Raw genomic sequence first — 19,607 nt, forward strand, 5'->3', positions numbered from 1 at the left:
CGGTCAGGGGGACTTAAAAAACATCCGTGCGGATTTGGCAATGCCTTCCTTGTCCAGGCCATGCATGGCCCGCAGTTCATGCTGTTCACCCTGCTCAACATACCGATCAGGATAGCCGATCCGCAAGACCTGCGCCTGCAGCCCCTGCTCTTCCAGCAGTTCCAGCACTGCGGTACCAAAACCGCCCTGCAGCGCATTTTCTTCAAGGGTAACCAGCCTGCCATAACGCTTGACCAGCTGAAGCAGCAGCTCTGCATCAAGCGGCTTGACAAAGCGGGCATTCACCACGCCCAGGTCAAGCCCTTCTGCGGCAAGTTCTGCAGCAGCATCCAGGGCAGGATAGACCATGGAGCCCAGGGCCACCAGGACGCCGTCAGCACCTTCACGCAGCAGTTCGGCCCTGCCGATCGGCAGCGGCTTCAGATCCTGATCCAGGGGCACGCCATAGCCGTTGCCGCGGGGATAGCGCAGGGCCATCGGGCCGTTGTGCTCGATGGCGGTCTTGAGCATGTGCTGCAGCTCGTTTTCATCCTTGGGGGCCATCAGGGTCATATTGGGGATATGCCGCAGATAGGAGAGATCAAAGACGCCGTGATGGGTGGGACCGTCGTTCCCCACCACCCCGCCCCGGTCAAGGGCAAAGACCACCGGCAGATTCTGGATGCAGACATCGTGCAACACCTGATCATAGGCCCGCTGCAGGAAGGTTGAGTAGACCGCAAAAACCGGTTTCTTACCTTCGCAGGCCAGACCTGCGGCAAAGGTGGCGCCATGCTGCTCGGCAATGCCCACATCAAAGAACCGCTCGGGATGCTGTTTTGCAAAATTGGTCAGTCCGGTACCGTCCGGCATGGCAGCCGTAATGGCCACGACCCGCTCATCCTCCTCTGCCAGCCGTGCCAGGGTGTTGCCGAAGATGGCGGTGTAGGAGGCAGCCCCCCCCTTGCCTTTCAGGACCTTGCCGGTTTCAATCTCAAACGGACCAACCCCGTGAAACAGGGATGGGTTCTGTTCTGCCGGTTTGTAGCCCTTGCCCTTGGTGGTCAGGACATGGATCAGCACGGCATTGTCCAGCTTTTTGACCCGCTCCAGGGTCTCCAGCAACAGCGGCAGGTCATGGCCGTCAATCGGCCCGATATACTCGAACCCAAAGGCCTGGAACAGCGTAGCCGGGGTAAAGAGCCCCTTAAAGGAGGTCTCCACCTTGCGGGCCAAACGGATGGCGCCCTTCCCCATCTCGCTCTTGGCCTGCTTGATCATCTGCTCGGTTTCGCGCTTGATCTTGTGGATGAATTCGCTGCTGGAGGTACGGGAAAGAAACCCGGACAAGGCTCCGACGTTCTCGGCGATCGACATCTCGTTGTCGTTCAGGATCACGATCTGGTCGCGGTTCAGGTGCCCGGCATGGTTCAGCCCCTCAAAGGCGATCCCGCCGGTCATGGAGCCGTCACCGATCACCGCCACCACCTTGTTTTTTCGGCAGGCCAGGTCACGGGCCACGGCATAGCCGGTGGCTGCCGAGAGCGAGGTGGAGGAATGCCCCACCTCCCAGACATCATGCTCGGATTCGCAGCGTTTGGGAAAGCCGCTGATGCCGTTCAATGTACGCAGCGTAGAGAAGCTGTCACGACGGCCGCAGATGATCTTGTGGGCATAGGCCTGGTGGCCCACATCCCAGATGATCTTGTCGTCGGGCGAGTTGAAGACCTTGTGCAGGGCGATGGTCAGTTCTACGACGCCGAGAGACGGGGCAAGGTGCCCGCCGTTTTTGGCGCAGGTCCCAATAATCAGCTGACGGATCTCTGCTGCCAGCTTCGGCAGATCCGATTGCGGCAACTGCTTCAGGTCTGCAGGTGCATTGATCTGATTCAATAGTGACATAGGGGGTCAGTTCTTTCTCTCAACGATGTAACGGGCGATCTCACGCAGCGGCTCTGCAGCGGCACCCAGCGGTTCCAGGGCCAGCATCGCCTCATCCATCATGGCCTGGGCCTCCTGCTTGGCCGCAGCCAGACCCATCACCGCCGGATAGGTGGCCTTGCCGCGGGCCTCGTCGCTGCCGGCATCCTTGCCGATCTCTTCGGTGGTGCCTTCGATATCCAGGATGTCATCGGCAATCTGGAACGCCAGACCGGCGGCCTCGCCATAACGGAGGATGGCAGCCAGCTGCTGCTGATCAGCCCCGCCCAGCAGCGCACCGGCCACCACCGAGGCCTTGATCAGGGCACCGGTCTTGTGGGTATGGATGTACTGCACCGTGGGCAGGTCCATATCCGGCTTGCCCTCGCTCTCCATATCCACCACCTGGCCACCCACCATGCCGTAGGTGCCGGCACAGGTGGCGATCTCATGGATCACCGCCAGGTGGACGGCAGGGTCAATCCCGGCAGCAAAGCGGGGGTCGCTCATCAGCTTGAACGCCTCGGTTAACAGGCCGTCACCGGCCAGGATGGCGATCGCCTCGCCAAAGACCTTGTGGTTGGTGGGACGTCCGCGCCGGAAATCATCATCGTCCATGGCCGGCAGGTCGTCATGGATCAGGGAATAGGTGTGGATCATCTCCATGGCACAGGCCGCCGGCATGGCCTTGTCAATCTGGCCGCCAACCGCCTCGCAGGCAGCCAGCATCAACACCGGACGCACCCGTTTGCCACCGGCAAAGATGGAGTAGCGCATCGCCTTGTGAATGCTCTGGGGACGTTCGTCCTCCTTGGGAAGATACTGTTCCAGCGCTGCATCTACCAGCGCGATCTTTTCTTTCAGATAAACCTTGAGATCCATATGATTCCTTTATTCGTCGTCATCAGTAGTAAACGGCTCTTTACGGAACGATCCATCGCGCTGCTTGATCAACACCTCAACCTTGCGCTCGGCCTCATCCAGCTTTTTAGCGCAGAAGGCGGCATGTTTGACCCCTTCTTCAAAGGCCTTGATGGAGTCATCCAGTGAAAGCGAGCCCCCTTCCAGCTTGCGGACCACCTCTTCCAGCTTTTTCAGCGATGTCTCGAATTTTTCAGCTGCCATACCTGCCCCCGTAAATGTGAAACGGCATTATACTTTGATTCCGGACGAATCGTCAACCTCAAGCCGCCAGAACGATCTTCCCATACCTGACAAACTCTGTAATAATCACTCTCAATTATACGTCAGACAGACCAGAGGTATCCGTGAACGTACTTTTTATCCACCCCCACGGCAGCAACTGGATGCCGGGAATGCAGGATATCACCACCATCTTCAATGTCATGCCGCCGCTGGGGATCCTTTCCATAGCTGCCTGGCTTGAAAAACATCAGGTGCCGGTTGAGATCATAGACTGCTATGCCACCCCGCTGACGCAGCAGGAGCTGGTGAACGAGGTGCTGCGCCGCAAACCGGATGTCGTGGCCTTTTCCTGCACCACCTCCTCGTTTCTGGAGGGCAACCGGATTGCCGAGGCGATCAAGGCGGCCGACAGCGGCATCATCACCGTCTTTGGCGGTGCCCATGCCTGCACCATGGGAGCGCCGCTGCTGGACCGTTTCCCGGCCATTGACTGCCTGGTGCTGGGGGAAGGTGAGCAGACCATGCTGGAGCTGGTGCAGGCCGGATTCCAGGGCCTTGCCAGCATCCCCGGCGTGGCCTACCGGGACAGCAATGGCCAGGCTGCCCAGTCTGCCCCACGGGAGTTGATTGCCAATCTGGATGAGCTGCCGTTCCCGGCCTATCATCTGCTGCCCGGTTTCCCCCAGAAGTACAAGCTGCCGCTGTTCAGTTCGCCGACCGCACCCAACTCCAGCATCATCTCCAGCCGGGGCTGCCCCTACCAGTGTTCCTACTGTGACCGCTCCGTGTTCTCACGCGGCTTCCGTTTCAACTCACCGGAGTACATCCTTGAGCATGTGGCCATGCTGCAGCGTGACTACGGCATCAGACATGTCTTTTTCTACGATGACCTGTTCACCTTTGACCGCAAGCGGGTGGCCCATTTTTGTGAGCTGAAGGAAAAGATGGGGCTGCAGGTCACCTATAACTGCATTGCACGTCTTGAGCATGTTGATCAGGAGCTGCTGAGCCTGCTGAAAGGCTCCGGCTGCTGGCAGGTCAATTTCGGCATCGAATCCGGCGACCCTGAAATACTGAAAAAGCACCGCAAGTTCTACGGTCTGGACGAGGTGGGGCGCAAACTGCAGATGGTCAAGGATGCCGGGATGCGGGTCAAGGGACTCTTTATGGTGGGGCTGCCGGGCGAGGATGAGGCGGCCATCCGCCGCACCATCGACTATGCCCTCTCGCTGCCGCTGGACGAGATCAACGTCACCAAGTTCACCCCCTTTCCCGGTGCGCCGGTCTTCAAGACCCTGGAGCAGTTTGGCCGGTTTAACGAGGACTGGGAACTGATGAACTGCATGAACTTTGTCTTTATCCCCAACGGCATGACCAAGCAACAGCTTGAGGATCTCTACAACGAGTTTATCCGCCGTTTCTACCGCCGCAGCCGGATTCACTGGGGCTACACCAAGATGATCTGGCAATCCCCCCACAGCGTGCTGGATTTCCTGAAAAACCTGCCGGCCATCCTGAAGTTTGAAAGGAAACAGAAGTGGTAAAAACCCTGCTGACGGCACTTCTTGTTGCCCTGGCAACCAGCCCTGCCGGTGCCGGTGACCTGGGCAAAACCACGGCCGATGCGGGCTATGAGCTGACCCTGCTGACCGGTTACGGTATCACCCACCGCGGTTTTGGCGAGACCCGCACCCAGGTGCAGACCTGGGACGCCATTGCCCGCCTGGGCTGGTATCTCTCCGATGAGGTCGCTCAAGGGAGCTGGTATCAGGGCAGGCATCAACTGCTGGTGGAATTGCCGTACCATCTGGCAGTGGATCAGGGGGGCAGATCAATGCTGGGGGGCTACCTGCTGGGCAGCTGGAAGTTTACCAGTCTAAGCCACGTAAAACCTTACATCTTTGCCGGTGGCGGGCCGCTCTTTGTTGACCTGGGGTTGCCCACTATGGGGGCAAAGCTTAACTTCAGCTATCAGGGTGGCACCGGAGTGCAGATCCCGATTGCCCAGGCTACCATGCTGAACCTGGAGTACCGCTATCACCATATCTCCAATGCCGGTACAGCCTCCCCCAATCAGCCGCTTAACTCCAGCAAGATCCTGCTGGGGGTGAGTTGGTTGTACTGAAAACAACCTGACTATTTTTTGAAAGTATCTTTGATCTCTTCCCCTGCCTTTTTCGCCCCGGCCTTTATCTCCGTACCGGCCTGCTTGAACCCGGCCTTGGTCTCTTTGCCAACCTGCTTCAAGGCCTCTTTGGTTTCCTTGGCCGCTTTTTTGGTATCCTCTTTAATGGTCTTGCCGGCCTGTTTAAAGGCCTCCTTGGTCTCACGGCCGGACTGCTTCACCTCTTCGGTAAACTCGTTGGCCCGGACCGGGGCTGCCAGACAGATCAGCAGCACCAGCTGACACAGCATTGAAAAACGCAGCATGCTCTACCTCCTTGGTGTAGTAACCAATCGTAATGTTGCCGGCACCAGCAGCAGGGCTGCCAGCACCGTGAAGCCGATCCCGAAGTTGGTGGCCCAGCCGATGGACGACATGGCACCGTAATCCGTAAAGGCCAGGGAACCAAAACCGGCAATGGTGGTCAGGGCCGACAGCAGCACAGAGCGGGCCGCCTGAATGAAGTTCTGTTCCTGCTGCTCCGCCAGACCTTCAGCACAGCGATGCTGGATATGCAGACCGTAATCACTGCCCATGCCGATAATGGTCACCAGCACCATGATGTTCATAAAATTCAGTTTCATCCCCACCAGCACCATGGCACCCAGCATGGCCACAGCCCCGAACAGTACCGGTCCCAATGATGAGATAATTCCGGTAACGTTCTTAAAGTGCGACAACAGCAACAACAACGTCAAAATTCCTCCAAAAGCAATACCATTAACAGCGCTTCTGCGTACCGCTGCCAGCAGTTCCTGACTGACCAGGTCAGTACCGGTCACCCGTGCGGCAGGCACGCTCTTGGCAAGTTCCTGCACAAATCCGGCCTGATCAAGCTGGCCTGCCTTGAAATAGAGGTAGGTCAAGGCATGCCAGCCGCTGCGATCCTGTACCAGGTGGCGATCCACCACCCCCCGCAGGGGTGAGGCCTCCAACTGTGCGATAATCACGGATTCATCCACAACCGTTGTCAGGCTGGAACCCTTGAGCTGTTTCAGGTACGACTCGAACGATGCAACGCTAAAACCCTTATCATACAGCTTTTTGGTAAGCTCATCGGCACGAAAACCGATCCCCTGCAACCGGGTAACGATCTGCTCTTGATCAGCCCGGCGGTTCATGATCTGCCCCAGGCTGGACCAGGCCTGCAACCTGCCTTCTGCTGCCAGTCGGATCACCAGCGCCTCCACGGCCAGGTTGTGCTGCATGACAGCGGACTGACCGGCCCCATCAACCGCCACCAGCAGACTTCTGGGGGCCAGATTCAGGTGCTGTTCCACCAGTTCCTGGGCATGAAACGCCTCTGAATGCTGGGGCTGCAGGTTCTTCAGCTCGCCATCAAAGGAGGTGCGCAGACTGAGCAGAAAAAAGAGCAGCACCAGGCCGCCAGCCCCCCACAGCAGGGGACGCGACCATCGGCCAGCCAGACGCCAGAGCCTGACCAGCCCCAATCCCGGCAAGGGACGGTAGACCCGCTCAGGGGTATCGGTCTTGCGCAGCAGAAGCGGCATCAGGAACAGGGTGGCATACAGGGAAAAGATCACCCCCAACCCCACCAGCAGCCCCAGCTCGGACAAGGCCCGCACCTCTGCCCAGCCCAGGGCCAGAAACGGCAGTGCCGTGGTGGTTGCGGCAGTAAACAGCCCCTGACCGGTATCAACCACTGCCAGGCTGATGGCCTGATCGGTTGTGGCACCGGCAACCCGCTCATTGTGGAAACGATCGTAGAGGTGGATGGAATAATCGGTGCCCAGGCCGATGATCAGGGCCATGAAGGCAAAGGAGATGATATGGATGCTGCTGAGAAACAGACCTGCTGTGCCGAGGGCCAGTACCACGCCTACAGCAAGAATTACCGGAATCATCAGGGTGGGCCAGATCCGGCGGTAGACCGCATAAAAGATCCCCAGCACCACCACCAGCGAAGAGATGATACAGGAGAGGATATTGGACTTCATGGCGGCTTCGTCAATCACCGCGCTGATATGGGCACCGGCGCAGGAGATCTTGACCTGTGCCCCGCTGCGGGCCTGATTGATGCCCGCCACCAGCTTGCGGGCAAAGGCCATTTCCTGTACCGGCTTGACCGGCTCGGCAATCATGATCAGCACCCGGCCATCCCGTGACAGAAAATAGGGGGATGACGGGTCCATATCCAAGGCCTGGCTGCCGGCCTTGAGGCGGGGCAGGATCAGGCTGCGCAGCCCCAGCGGGTCAGCCAGGGAGAGCGCCACACCGCTGGCACCGATGGAACCGGCCAGCTCTGCGGTCAGTTGATCCAGGGCCTGATCAACGGCCTTGGGCCTGAACCGCTCAAGCAGTACCGTGGTCTCTTCAAGCGGCACAAAGGCAGCCGGATGGGCCGCGCTGAATGCCACCAGATCGGTAAAGCGCTGGGCCTCGGACTCTTCATAGATCCGGTAGACCACCCGCTTGAAGGCCGGCGCACCATCCACCTGCAGGGTGCGCAACCGCTCTGCCAGACGGGCTGCCTCGGCCGGCAGGGCGGCAGGGTCTCCCTCCAGCAGAAAGTAGGCCTGGTTGGCACCACCGGACCACTCCAGTGAGTCCAGCAGCAGACGCATGGCAGGGCGATCAGCAGGAAACAGGCGGAAGATGTCAGTCTCAAAACGGATGCTGAACAGGGAGGCAAGGGAGCCCAGCAGCAACAGCAGCAATCCGGCGATAACCAGGCGGGGTGAGCTGCGGGTGACCTGATCAACCCACTCAAGGTGGCGGATGGTGAAACGGTTGGCCCGGTCAAGCAGGCCGCTGAAGCCCGGCAGGTTCATGGATCAGCGGGCCTTGAGCTGGGACAGGGGAAACAGGCGCAGGCCGTTCAGCGGCACCGTAAACATCTGTTCTTCAAGTTCGGTGTTCACCTCCGGCTCCTCCAGTACAAGGCGGATCCGGTCCCCTTCAGCGCTCTCCATCTGCAGTTCAAGGGGCAGGCGCACCCCGGCCAGCACGGTGTGGTTGCGGTAGCGGACCAGTTCACCGGATTTCAGGCTCTTTTCAAGCACCACGCCATCCTTGATGGTGATCTGCTCCTGCCCTCCCTGGCTGGCCTGCTGTTCAACCACGCCGGAGGCAGGGGCGCCAACGGGCGGTTCAGAATCCAGCACCCAGCGCAGCATGGTAAAACCGCGTTGCCCGGTTGCAGCCGGCAGGTCCTTGATCCGGCCCTGATAGGCCACCCCATCAGCCGGATAGGCCAGGGTAAGACGATCACCTGTCAGTTGCGCCTCCATCACCGTGGTGCCAAAGGGTGACAGCAGGATCAGCCGCATCTGGTCTGGGCGGCGGTAGACCATGAAGCCACGGCCGGAGATATGTTTTTCAGCGCTACGCAGGGACAGGGTCACGCTGGAGCTGAGGGTTTCAACCACCCTCCCCGGCACAAGCTGTGCGTTGTCAGTAAACGGAGTTTTGCCGACACATCCAGAGAACAGCGCGGTCAGCATAACAAACACGGCAGCAAGTACCACCGGTTTCAATCTGTAGAGGTGCGGCAGCACAGGATCACTCCAATCTGAAATCAGCCTCGGTCAGGCCGACATTCTTGCGGGTCTTGCGGAAGGTCATCACGGTTTTATCACCGGCCCGTTCCTCCAGCACCAGCCTGCGCACCGTGCCATCATCCTGCAGCACAATGGTCAGCTCCTTCAGCTGCCCCCCCTTGGCCGGCCTGATCAGCACCGTGGTCTGGCCGGCGCCTTGCTCTGCCCGCACCTCCATCCCTTCCGGTACGGTTGTAACCGGCTTTGCCAGTGTGGCAAACCAGCGGGACAGCCCCTGTTCCGGCGGCAGCACGATCCGCTGCAGCTCACCCTGACTACCCAGGCGCTGCTGCAGCACCGTATCTTTCAGCAGCACCTTGCTGCTGTAGGGTGGCACCAGCTCCATGTAGAAACGGTCCGGTTTCTTGAAACGGATCTGGCCCTGCATGACCAGCTTCTTCTTCATGATCGAGAGCTGTTTCTCCTGGGTCAGCTCCGCAGTAAAGTCCTGCAGGCTGTTAAAGGAGCGGCGGAGCGCCTCCAGTCCCTCAACCGGCGTAAGACTGCGGGCCTCTGCCTTCAGGGTTGCGGTCAGCAGCAGGCAAACGAGCAAACATGACAAAAACGGTTTCATAGCGGTCCAATCCCCAATGTCAGGGTGACGTGCAACAGTTCTTCATCCTCCACCAGCACCTGTCCTTCAACCAGGCATAAGCGGCCAAAGGACTTGATGATCCGGGCTGTGACCTCCAGGGTCTCGCCAAGCTGCGGGGCACGACCAAAACGGGCCTGATCAACCGCAGCCAGAAAGCCGCCCTCGCCCTGCTGTTCCACAGCCGCAATCCCGGAAAGCTGGGCAACCGCCTCAACCAGCAGGGTCTGGGGATAGGCCTGCAGGGCGGCACTGGTACGATAGCGGGCCCGGGCAAAACTGCCCGGCTGCTGTTCCAGCACCCGGTCCAGCATGACAAACGGATAGCGGTGCGGCAGGTATGCAGTGGGATCAGGATTAAGCAGGGTCGCCACCAGTCACTGACATGGCATAGTAGGGGCCTTCCGGCGAGGCTGACAATTGCAGCCCCTGCTCACCGGGTTGCAGTGATGCCGCCAACAGCCCCAGCACCGTACCACCCATGGCCAAAGAGCTGCCGATGATCCGGCCTGGATAGCGGGTCGATGCTGCCGCAACCGTGCCGAGCAGCGGCTGAACAGCCGGTTCAGGGCCGGAGAAGAACAGCTGATCACAGCTCTTTTGCGTCTGCAGCAGCTGGTTGATCCCCTGCTGCTCTGCACCGGGCAGCAGGAACCCCACGGTGTTGATTGCCGTCAGCCGGGCAGCAATGGCAGCACCGCGTCTACGGGCATGTTCAGCCCGTTCCAGCACCAGTATGCCGCAGCCCTCGCCAAACCCTGCGGCAAAACGCTGCAGCTGACCGGTAACCGCAAAGCCGCGAATCATCTGGGGGGTCAATTCATCCACACCACCAGCCAGCATGATATCGGCCCTGCCTTCTTCAATAAAGCGGCAGGCGGCCAGGATGGCCGATTCTGCCGAGCAAAAACGCTGGATAAAGGTAACATTGGGGCCTTGCAGGCCATATTCAATGGAGGCGTTGCTGGCAGCAGCATTGGCAACCGTATTGGGGAACAGCATCGGCGACAGACCCGGCAGACCGGCCTGATAATAGCCGCTGAGAAATTCCGAGGCATTGGCAATACCGCCAAAGCCGGAGCCCAGGGCAATCCCGATCCGCTCCGGGGCAAACTCGCCCTTAACAAGCCCGGCAGCAGCCAGGGCCATACCGACCGTGGCCACCGCAAACTGGCTGGCGCGATCAAGCTTGCGGGCCTTGAGTGGCGGGATAAAGTCGGTTGCCTTGAACTGATCGGCCTTGCCCCAGCAGTGCCCGCTTGTACCGGCTGCCAGTTCAGCGGGAATCGGTTTCAGGCAGCTGATGTCACTGTTCAGCGCCTCAAGTGCCGGCTTGAGACCGGTCCCTGCAGCGCTGATCAGAGCTGAGCCGGTGACTGCAATGGCCGGTGTAAAACAATCCATCAGCAGACCTCCTGCCCTAAGGCTGCAGAGCCCAGCACAAGTGTGGTGACATTGCCCCCAAAGGCAAAGGAGTTGGACAGGGCGATCCGGGTGTCAGTGGCACGACTGCCGGCATGGCCGTAATCAAGGTCACACTCCGGGTCAACACCCCTGAAATGCAGGGTCTGCGGGATGATACCGGCATTCAGGGCCAGCACGGTCGCCACGGCCTCAATGGCACCGGCTGCCCCCAGACAGTGGCCGGTAATCGCCTTGGTGGAGATCAGCGGCACCCCGGCTGCCCGCGGGCCAAAGACCAGCTTGACCGCGTTGGACTCAACCACATCGTTCAGCGGAGTGCCGGTGCCATGGGCATTGATCCAGCCGATCCGGCCAGGATCGACTCCGGCAGCAGACAAGGCAGCGTTCATGACCCTGGCAGCGGATTCACCGCTGGGCTCGGGGGCGGTCATATGGTGGGCCTCCCCCACCAGGGCATAGCCCAGCAGGTACCCCAGGATCTGCGCCCCCCGGCTGCGGGCTGCCTGTTCATCTTCCAGCACCATGAAGGCTGCCCCCTCCCCCAGAGACAGCCCCTGACGTCCGGCACTGAACGGGGCGCAGGGGTTGGGATCAACCACCTTGAGGGCATTGAACCCGGCAAAGGTCAGCATGGCCAAGGCATCGGCCCCGCCGCACAGCATGGCCTGCTGGCGGCCGCTGCGGATCAGGTCGGCTGCCCAGCCGATGGCGGTGCCGGATGAGGAACAGGCGGTGGTGATGTTGCCCTGATACCCGGCAAAACCAAAGGCATGGGCCAGGGCCGTGGTGCTGCAGTCAGGCAGCAGGGTGCGCAGCAGGCCGGGTCGGCCCGGTTTTCCGCTTAACTCCCCCTGCAACCACGCTTCGGCATGCAGCATGCCGCCAACCCCGCCGCCAACGCAGACGCCGATCTGATACGGGTCATAGCAGCCGGTGACGGCGCTCATGGCAACCGCTTCACAGGCCGCGATCAGGGCAAGCTGGTCAGTACGGGAAAGGTGGCTGATCTGGCGCCGGGTAAAGTGATCTGCAGGGTCATACCCTTTCACCTGGCAACCGATCCGGGCCGGAAACGGCGACACATCAAACAGATCAAGCGGCGCAATGCCGCTTGTACCCTGCAGGATCGCCTCCTGAAAGGCAGGAACCGTTTTGGCAGCCCCGTTGATGGTCCCCAGACCGGTTATGGCGATCCGCTTCAGACTCACAGGATGCCCCCATCAACCACCAGGCACTGCCCGGTGATGTAGGCAGCTTTGGATGAGGCCAGAAACACGATGGCGTCGGCAACCTCGTCCGGCTGACCAATCCGGCCCAGGGCAGCAGATTTCACGATCCGCTCCACCTGATCCTGCTTCAGTGCAGCGGTCATATCGGTTGCAATCAGTCCGGCTGCCACGCTATTGACCCGGACCCCCATCGGCCCCAGTTCACGGGCAAGGGATTTGGTAAAACTGATGGCAGCCCCTTTGGAGGCGGCATAGTTGGTCTGACCGGCAGCACCGCTTATACCGGAGATTGAGGAGACATTGATGATCACCCCGCTGCGGCGGGCCAGCATCTTGCGGACACCCCACTTGCAGCAATGAAACAGGGGGGAGAGGTTGGTACGCAGCACCGCCTCCCAGTCATCTTCCGCCATCATGGCCAGAAAACCATCACGGATGATCCCGGCGTTATTGACCAGAACATCCAGGTAACCGGATGCTGCCGAGGCCGCATCGATCAGGGCGGTTGCCCCGGCAGAGGTAGCAACATCGGCCTTGATGGTGGTGATGCTGCCCGGCAGCCCTGCTGCATCCAGGCACAGTTTATCTGCAGCCTCATCGTTGCTCAGGTAGGCCGCAAAGACCGTGGCCCCTGCCGCTGCAAAGCGCAGGGAGACTGCCCGGCCTATGCCACGGGTGCCACCGGTAACCACGACAACCGTATTTTCAAATTCCAGTTCCATAACGAACAGCCACCTCAAGATTCTATAAACAGCTATTATTCCGGTTTCAAATCAAGGATGAGATCAAGGCGGCGAGGAATTCGGCGACGCAGGCGTACACGCAGTACGTTGAGGAGCCGATGACGAGCCAACGCAGATATCGCCTTGAGTTGGAACTGGAATCACTTCATCGGGGCGATTCTACTTCTTCCCATCCGCTTGAGCAACTTCCAAAGTGGCCCCCGCACCTTGAACATCCGCAACGCCTCCAGCATGGCATCGCTGATATTCACCTCCAGGCCCGGCACAATCCAGTTTTTACGCTGCATGGCCTGTTCGGTCACGATGGTTGAAAGCCGGTCCCTGATGGCCGGAGCCAGGTAGAAGGTGGGTTGCAGCAGGTCGGTTGCAGTGGTGATAATCCCTTCGTCAAGGGCCGTGCGGTACAACCTGGTACGTGGGTAGATCCGTACCCCGGTCATGGCGATGACCGCGGTGGGATTCAGTTCATCCATCAGCCTGAAACTCTCCAGAATGGTCTCTTCAGTTTCGCCGGGGCCGCCAAAGATGATGTAGTGGGCAAAGTCCAGCCCCGCATCCCGGCAGAGCAGCGAGGCTGACCTGACCTGTCCGAGTGTAAACGATTTACAGAGGCTCTGCAGCATGGCAGGGGAACCGGAATCAGTGCCGAACTCAACCGCATCACAGCCGGCCCGCTGCATCAGCTCCAAGAGCTGGGGCGTGATGAAGTCCGGATTGATAAAGGCTGACCAGTTGACGCCAAGCTGTGCCTCAACCATGGCCGTACAGAGCTGTTCACAAAAGCTGACCGGATAATTGAAGATATCATCCACAAAATAGAGGTAGTCAACGCCGTGATCATCCACCAGGCTACGAATTTCAGCAATGATCTCAGCCACCGGCCGGGTCCGCATCTGCTGCCCCTCCAGCAACGGATAGGTGCAGTAGCTGCAACTGAAGGGACAGCCCCGCTTGGTCTGCAGGTTGGCCATGCCCCCCTCTTTCAGATAGCGGGCCACATCAAACAGCTCCCGGTCAGGGGTACCGATTCCGGCAACTGTTTGCGGCAGGACAAAGTCAACTTTCCCTGGCAGCACAACGCCGGGCAGATCAGCCGGATCAGCCCCGTGGGCCAACCGCTCCAGCAGCAGCGGCAGCTGTTGCTCCCCCTCCCCCACCAGACCGATATCGGCACCACAGGACGCCAGGATCTCCAGCGGCATCAGACTGAAACCTGAACCGCCCACAATCACCGTTGCCCGGCCCTTGCAGACCGTTACCAGATCGGTCAGGCCGGACAGGTAGGAACGGGCATCAGGCCAGGTGACGTTATCCAGATTGCGCAACGAAATGATCACCGCCTCAGGCTGCCCAGCAGCAAGGGCCTCCTCCAGCGCAGCAAGGGGATCGGCTTCAAAACAGAGATCCAGCACTGCCAGCTGGTGGCCGGCCTGCTTGAGCGGAGCCGCCAGAAAGGCCAGGCCAAGCGGAAAGACCGGATAGGGAGAGCGTTCGCGGTTTGCTGAAACCAGCAGCAGCTTCATGGGCAGCCACCTGCATCCAGCCAGGCCCGCATAGCGGCCACCCGCTGCTCAATTTCAGCAGGAAGCCGGTACTGCAGCACCCCCTGCAGGTCAGTCAGGGCATGGCAGACCAGGCCGCTGGCCAGCCGCTGGCCGTCTGCTGACAGCATCTCACAGCGGAAGCGCAGCATGGCCGTTGCCTCATCCTCCAGCCAGGTACGAACCGTGACGACATCATGAAAGCGGGCAGGCCGCAGATACTTCAGCTCAAGCGACACCACCGGTCCCTGACAGCCCAGGGCCAACAGGTCATCCGGCCCAATGCCGAACTGCCCGGACAGGTTGTTGCGACCGATCTCCATCCAGGCGACATAATGGCCGTGCCAGGCCACCCGGTAGGCATCCACTTCGTTGAAACGGACAGTTATCGTGGTTTCATGGGCTCTCACAAGGTGCCTGCCTCCGAATCGATCCAGCGGTTGAACTTGCTCAGGGCCTGGCCGCTGCCCACCTCAATGCAGCGGGTAACACCGGCTGCACGGGCCGCCTTCCAGGTCTGCTCCCAGTAGACCGGCTGCTGCAGTTCATCAACCAGAAAAGCCGGGATGCGGGCAGCAGTCAGGTTGGTCTGGCTGCAATGCTCCAGCAACGGCAGTGCCGGTTCGCGAAAATGATATTCGGCCACAATGGCTGCCAGATCAGCGCCCACCTCGGCCATCAGCGGCGTATGCAGCGGGGCTTCGCAGGGAAAGCTGCTGACACTGAAGGCGCCCTGTGCCCGACATTCTGCCAGAGCGGCCTCTATCCCCTGCCGGGGGCCGGCCAGCAGGAAGTGTCGGGAGGTATTGTAGTTCGCCACAAACACCCCGTTGCTGCGGGCCGCTTCCTCCAGCGGAGCAGCCTGCAGGCCGATGACACAGCCGAGGGCGTAGGTGGCAGTGGCGCTCATGCGGGCCATGCTGCTGCCGATCCGGCAGACCAGCTCCAGGGCTTCCTGTTCACCGATACTGTTTGCGGCAGCCAGCGCCGCGTAGATCCCCAGGGAGTGCTCGGCAATCAGGGCAGGACGGCTCCCTTCGCTGTGCAGCCTTCTGGTCCGGTAGAGCGACATGGCCACACCGTAGATCTGCAGGCAGGTATGCTGGCTCAGCCGGCAGCCGGCGAGCGGCTGATGGGAGATCAGGTCGTAGCCGCAGTGTTCCCGGCAAAGGTCCGCGATGGCGCGGAAGTCGTCATCGTCAGGTGTCCCCTGTTCCCACTGCAGCGGCTGTCCGGGAAAGGCCCAGAGTATCATGGGGCACCCCCTGTTCCTGCCGGGCAGCTGGCACGGTATTCCTTCATATATTCTGCCGGCTTCATCATCCGCTGGGTGCGCCACAGCACCCGGATGATGTACGGGATCTGGGAAGGACGCACCTGTTTGACCCAGTCCATGATCCCCTTGTCACCGGCGGTATTCAGGATTGAACGGCGCCAGGTCTCGGCATACAGCTCAAAAAACCGCTCAGGTCCCAGCCTCGGTTCCCAGAGCAGATGGTGCATATCAAAGTTTGACCAGGGCTGACCAACAGTCCGGTGGGCAACGGAACCATAATAGTCGGTGCCGGGCAAGGGGGTCAGGATGGTGAATCCGGCCCGTTGCAGACCGTACTGTTCCACAAAGCCCCAGAGCTGCCTGAAGCCCTCCTCGTCCCAGTCGGGATCAACCAGAAAATTGCCGTTGATGCCGTACCTGAGGTCGCGGGCAATCCGCACCGCCTCAATGCTTTCCTTGATGCCGCTGTCCTTGTCCAGACCGGACAGCCCGTTGTCGCTGGCCGCCTCCAAACCCAGAAAGATGTCAAAGTCCTTTGCCAGGGGACGCCAGGCCGCCATGATTTCGGCACTTCTGCAGATCAGGTCGGTGCGGGTCTGGACGAGAATCCAGCGTTTATAGACCCCGCGCTGCTTAAGTGCCGCAGCCAGCTCCAGGGAGCGGGCCGGATTGTACCAGAACAGATCGTCAGCCACAAAAACCGCGTCACCGCTGGTGGCAAAATCCTCCACCACCGCCGCAATGGAACGTTCCCGGCAGGTACGGTCGTACAGCTGCCAGACCGAGCAGAAGGAGCAGCGATGGGGACAGCCCCGGGCGGTCTCGATCAGCCAGACCGGCTTGAACAGCAGACAGTGGTAGCCGTTGCGGTACTGCCTGACCAGATCACGGGCAGGCAGCGGTACCAGATCAAGTGCCGGGCGTTCCTCAAGCCGGGGGGTACTCTGCCAGCCGTCCGGTCTGCGCAGCCGCAGCCCCGACACCTGTTCCAGCGGTTCCCCCCGCTCCAGGCAGCCTGCCAGCAGCGGCATCAGGCTCTCACCATCCTCCACCATCACGGCATCAACCGCACTGTCCTCCAGCGGGCCGGAGAAGGCCGCAGCAGCATGCCCCCCCACGATGATGAACACCTCCGGCGCCAGGCGCCGTACCTCACGGGCGGTTGCCAGCACCTGCTCGAACTCAAGGGTATGTAGACAGCTGATGCCGACCAGCCGGGGCCGTGAGCGGCGCAGCACCGTGGCAAGCCCGGGGCGGAAGCGCAGGTCGGCAATCGCGACCTGATGATGGTCCTGCAACAGGGCTGCAGCGATATATTCAAGGCCCAACGGTTCAACACAAAAGAACGGCCCCAGACCGAACTTGTCATGACCGGGATGGGGGCGCAGCAGCAGAATGTTCATGCTGTTTTCTCCTCCCTGCCGTAAATCCCGCCCCGCCGCAAGAGGTTGTACAACAGATTGACCCCCTTGCCGGGGCTCTGCATGACCCGTCCGGCAATGGCAGGCCAGCGGTAGGCCTCACGACGGGCCTGCAGCCAGCCGTGGTAGAGCCTCTCAGGCGACATCAGCTTGGGCCGGTACACCACCTGGCCATGGTCATAGCGCTGCCAGTCAGTATGCAGCATTCTGCCCTCCTGCTGATACTGCGAAAACAGCGCAGTGCCGGGATACGGGGTGAGGATATGAAAGGTGGGCAGGCTGGCTGCACAGTTTTCCAGGTAACGCACGGTTCGCTCAAATACTCCTGCATCATGATCGTCAAATCCAAAGATAACCGAGGCCTCCACCACCACGCCGGTATCCCGGATCCGCTTGATCAGGTCAGATTGGGAGGTCTTGCCGGCGGTCTTGGGAAGGTTGGCATACTCACCATCCACAGACTCAAGCCCCACAAAGATACCGACACAGCCGGACGCAGCCAGCAGCCGGACCAGCTCCGGGTCTTCAGCAAAACGCAGGTTGGCCTGTCCGCCCCACTTCAGCCCCATACCGGCCATCCCGCGCAGGATCGGCTTAGCCCGTTCCGGATCTCCCAGGATGTTGTCATCCAGAAAGACCATCAGGCCGGGCTTGAAACTCCTCAGCTCTGCCAGCACATCCTCCGGCTCACGGTAGCGAAAGGTCCGTCCGAAGTGGGGCGTAACCGTACAGAAGGGACAGTTGTAGGGGCAGCCGCGGCTGGCCTGCAGGGTCCTGGTGGTCAGATATTTGCGGGGTGCCAGAAAATCATGACGCGACCAGGGAATGGACAACTGGTCCCCCTCCGGCAGCACCTGATAGAACGGCTGCAACTGTCCCTGCCGCAGATCATGCAGCAAAGCGGCCCAGACCGGCTCGGCCTCCCCCAGCACCACACTGTCGGCATGTTTGATCGCCTCATCCGGCAGCACCGTGGGATGGATCCCCCCCAGCACCACCGGCACCCCCCGTGCGCGAAAGCGATCCGCAATCTGGTAGGCCCGCACCGCCTGATGGGTCATGGCTGTGATCCCCACCAGATCATAGTCCCCTTCAAAATCAATCTCTTCCTGCACCTCGTCAGCCAGCAGCACCTCCCATGCAGGCGGCGTGGCAGCGGCGACCTGCTTGAGGGACAGGGAGGGCAATTGAAAGCGTTTGACCCAGCCCAGTTTATGGGTGGCAGGATAGACCAGCAGCAGGCGGGGGTTTGAGGTCATGCATCTGCCCGTTTTTTGCGGATGGCGGCACGAAAGCCGATATTCATCGGACCAAAGACCTGGACAGAACGGTGCAACTTGAAGATACGGCGGTAGATGGACCCCCAGGAATAGAAACTGCGGCAGGCCTGGTCATAGCCGTCCTGCAGTTGCTGGACCGTCATCCCCCTGGGTTGGAAGGTGACATGTTCCATGTCGTAATCCTGCCAGTTGTTGCTGATAATCCGCCCTTCAGCCTCAAGTCTCTGCCGCACCTTGGTACCGGGATAGGGGGTCAGGATCGGAAAGATGGCTGCCTCAAGCCGGGCATCTTCACAGAAGCGCAGGGTCTGTTCAAAGACCGCCGGGGTATCACCATCGCACCCCATCACAAAGGAGCCGAGGATGCCGATGCCGTGATCCCTGAACTGCTGGGCGTATGTTTTGTAGGACGCGGCCTTGTTGGTGACCTTACCCATGGCCACCAGCGATTCCTGACTGAGGGATTCAAACCCCACAAACATGCCGACGCAGCCGGATTCACCGGCAGCCTTCATGAGCTCCTGATCCTCGGCAAAATCAATCGGGGCGTGGGAAAGCCATTTCAGCCCCATCCCCTTCATCCCTTCAAAGAGCGGTAAGGAGTAACGCCGGTCAGCCACGATGTTGTCATCCACAAAAAAGACAAACGAGTTGGCCTTACGCAGCTCCTGCAGCTCTGCCAGCACCTGTTCCAGTGGACGTTTGCGATATTTGCGCCCGTAAAAGGCGGTGACCGAGCAGAACTCGCAGTCAAAGGGGCAGCCGCGGGTGGTCTGGATGGTGTTGGTAAAGAGGTGGCCGGAACCTTTAAAGATCTCCCGCCGGGCCGACGGGATCAGGGCCGTGTCGATCAGCCCGTCAGCACGATAGATCCGCTGCAGGCGACCGGCCTGAAAATCGGCCAGCAGTTGGGGCCAGGCCAGCTCCCCCTCCCCCACCACCACGCTGTCCACATGCTGCAGCGCTTCATCCGGCAGGTTGCTGGCGTGAAAGCCCCCCATCACGACCGTCTTGCCGCGGCTCCGGAAGGCATCGGCCAGTTGATAGGCACGGTTAGCCTGGGCGGTCATGGCTGTCAGGGCAATCAGATCGGCATCGCTGGCAAGGTCCGTGGCACGGATGGCGTCATCATGAAAGGCAACATCCCAGGCAGGCGGGGTCACCGCGGCCAGGGATGCCAGCGACAGGGTGGGAAATTTGAAGCCGAGCTCCCCCCACAACCGGCCTTTGGGCCACCCGGGAGAGAGGAAAAGAATTTTCATCAGAGCGCTCGAAGAGTGTACGCCGATTTCAATTCGAGGATCATAGCAAGGCGGCGAGAAATCCGGCGA

General features: G+C 60.4%; 19 protein-coding genes. 2 read left to right on the forward strand and 17 right to left on the reverse strand.

Annotated features, from left to right (window positions below; translation table 11 throughout):
* Positions 1-3 precede the first annotated feature (3 nt).
* Genes dxs through FY034_RS09930 form a run of 3 tightly spaced genes read right to left on the reverse strand, consistent with a single transcriptional unit; the run spans position 4 to position 3,024 of the window.
* The gene (gene dxs, locus FY034_RS09920) at positions 4-1,881 is read right to left on the reverse strand and encodes a 1-deoxy-D-xylulose-5-phosphate synthase (RefSeq protein WP_265550057.1); all 1,878 of its coding nucleotides are present in this window, start codon (positions 1,879-1,881) and stop codon (positions 4-6) included.
* Between the two features lie 6 nt (positions 1,882-1,887).
* On the reverse strand, positions 1,888-2,781 hold the full coding sequence (locus FY034_RS09925; protein WP_265550059.1) for a polyprenyl synthetase family protein: 894 nt from the start codon (positions 2,779-2,781) through the stop codon (positions 1,888-1,890).
* Between the two features lie 9 nt (positions 2,782-2,790).
* The gene (locus FY034_RS09930) at positions 2,791-3,024 is read right to left on the reverse strand and encodes an exodeoxyribonuclease VII small subunit (protein ID WP_078790767.1); all 234 of its coding nucleotides are present in this window, start codon (positions 3,022-3,024) and stop codon (positions 2,791-2,793) included.
* Between the two features lie 143 nt (positions 3,025-3,167).
* On the opposite strand from FY034_RS09930, the gene FY034_RS09935 reads away from it, so the two are divergent.
* Complete coding sequence (locus tag FY034_RS09935; protein WP_265550064.1) at positions 3,168-4,589, forward strand: B12-binding domain-containing radical SAM protein; 1,422 nt, start codon at positions 3,168-3,170, stop codon at positions 4,587-4,589.
* Positions 4,583-5,170, forward strand: a complete 588-nt coding sequence (locus FY034_RS09940) for an acyloxyacyl hydrolase (RefSeq protein ID WP_265550066.1) — start codon at positions 4,583-4,585, stop codon at positions 5,168-5,170. Before FY034_RS09935 ends, FY034_RS09940 begins: the two co-directional genes overlap by 7 nt.
* A gap of 11 nt (positions 5,171-5,181) precedes the next feature.
* Here the strand turns inward: FY034_RS09940 and FY034_RS09945 are convergent, their stop codons facing one another.
* The 14 genes from FY034_RS09945 to FY034_RS10010 all read right to left on the reverse strand — a co-directional run bounded on the left by FY034_RS09945 (position 5,182) and on the right by FY034_RS10010 (position 19,538).
* Entirely contained in the window at positions 5,182-5,475 is a 294-nt protein-coding gene (locus FY034_RS09945) for a hypothetical protein (RefSeq protein ID WP_265550067.1), read from the reverse strand.
* A gap of 3 nt (positions 5,476-5,478) precedes the next feature.
* Positions 5,479-8,001, reverse strand: a complete 2,523-nt coding sequence (locus FY034_RS09950; RefSeq protein WP_265550069.1) for an MMPL family transporter — start codon at positions 7,999-8,001, stop codon at positions 5,479-5,481.
* A gap of 3 nt (positions 8,002-8,004) precedes the next feature.
* The gene (locus tag FY034_RS09955; protein ID WP_265550070.1) at positions 8,005-8,727 is read right to left on the reverse strand and encodes a lipoprotein insertase outer membrane protein LolB; all 723 of its coding nucleotides are present in this window, start codon (positions 8,725-8,727) and stop codon (positions 8,005-8,007) included.
* A 4-nt stretch (positions 8,728-8,731) separates the two neighbouring features.
* A complete protein-coding gene (locus FY034_RS09960) occupies positions 8,732-9,343 on the reverse strand; it encodes a LolA family protein (protein ID WP_265550071.1) in 612 nt (203 codons plus the stop codon).
* Positions 9,340-9,735, reverse strand: a complete 396-nt coding sequence (locus FY034_RS09965; RefSeq protein ID WP_265550073.1) for a 3-hydroxyacyl-ACP dehydratase FabZ family protein — start codon at positions 9,733-9,735, stop codon at positions 9,340-9,342. Before FY034_RS09965 ends, FY034_RS09960 begins: the two co-directional genes overlap by 4 nt.
* A complete protein-coding gene (locus tag FY034_RS09970; RefSeq protein ID WP_265550075.1) occupies positions 9,719-10,765 on the reverse strand; it encodes a beta-ketoacyl synthase N-terminal-like domain-containing protein in 1,047 nt (348 codons plus the stop codon). Before FY034_RS09970 ends, FY034_RS09965 begins: the two co-directional genes overlap by 17 nt.
* Positions 10,765-11,994 carry a beta-ketoacyl-[acyl-carrier-protein] synthase family protein gene (locus FY034_RS09975; protein ID WP_265550077.1) on the reverse strand — a complete coding sequence of 410 codons (1,230 nt, stop codon included), beginning with the start codon at positions 11,992-11,994 and terminating at the stop codon, positions 10,765-10,767. The genes FY034_RS09970 and FY034_RS09975 overlap by 1 nt, the downstream gene beginning before the upstream one ends.
* Positions 11,991-12,737, reverse strand: a complete 747-nt coding sequence (gene fabG, locus FY034_RS09980) for a 3-oxoacyl-ACP reductase FabG (RefSeq protein WP_265550079.1) — start codon at positions 12,735-12,737, stop codon at positions 11,991-11,993. Before fabG ends, FY034_RS09975 begins: the two co-directional genes overlap by 4 nt.
* 161 nt (positions 12,738-12,898) lie before the next feature.
* Positions 12,899-14,281 (reverse strand): lipid biosynthesis B12-binding/radical SAM protein, encoded by a 1,383-nt coding sequence (locus FY034_RS09985; RefSeq protein ID WP_265550081.1) that lies wholly within the window; start codon positions 14,279-14,281, stop codon positions 12,899-12,901.
* Positions 14,278-14,709: an acyl-CoA thioesterase gene (locus FY034_RS09990; protein ID WP_265550083.1), complete on the reverse strand. Its 432-nt coding sequence runs from the start codon at positions 14,707-14,709 to the stop codon at positions 14,278-14,280. The genes FY034_RS09985 and FY034_RS09990 overlap by 4 nt, the downstream gene beginning before the upstream one ends.
* Positions 14,706-15,554 carry an ACP S-malonyltransferase gene (locus FY034_RS09995; RefSeq protein WP_265550084.1) on the reverse strand — a complete coding sequence of 283 codons (849 nt, stop codon included), beginning with the start codon at positions 15,552-15,554 and terminating at the stop codon, positions 14,706-14,708. Before FY034_RS09995 ends, FY034_RS09990 begins: the two co-directional genes overlap by 4 nt.
* On the reverse strand, positions 15,551-16,978 hold the full coding sequence (locus tag FY034_RS10000; protein WP_265550086.1) for a B12-binding domain-containing radical SAM protein: 1,428 nt from the start codon (positions 16,976-16,978) through the stop codon (positions 15,551-15,553). Before FY034_RS10000 ends, FY034_RS09995 begins: the two co-directional genes overlap by 4 nt.
* Positions 16,975-18,255: a B12-binding domain-containing radical SAM protein gene (locus FY034_RS10005; RefSeq protein WP_265550088.1), complete on the reverse strand. Its 1,281-nt coding sequence runs from the start codon at positions 18,253-18,255 to the stop codon at positions 16,975-16,977. Before FY034_RS10005 ends, FY034_RS10000 begins: the two co-directional genes overlap by 4 nt.
* Positions 18,252-19,538 carry a B12-binding domain-containing radical SAM protein gene (locus tag FY034_RS10010; protein ID WP_265550091.1) on the reverse strand — a complete coding sequence of 429 codons (1,287 nt, stop codon included), beginning with the start codon at positions 19,536-19,538 and terminating at the stop codon, positions 18,252-18,254. Before FY034_RS10010 ends, FY034_RS10005 begins: the two co-directional genes overlap by 4 nt.
* Positions 19,539-19,607: the final 69 nt, after the last annotated feature.

The sequence above is a fragment of the Trichlorobacter lovleyi genome, assembly GCF_015239775.1.
GTDB classification, from domain to species: Bacteria; Desulfobacterota; Desulfuromonadia; order Geobacterales; family Pseudopelobacteraceae; genus Trichlorobacter; species Trichlorobacter lovleyi_B.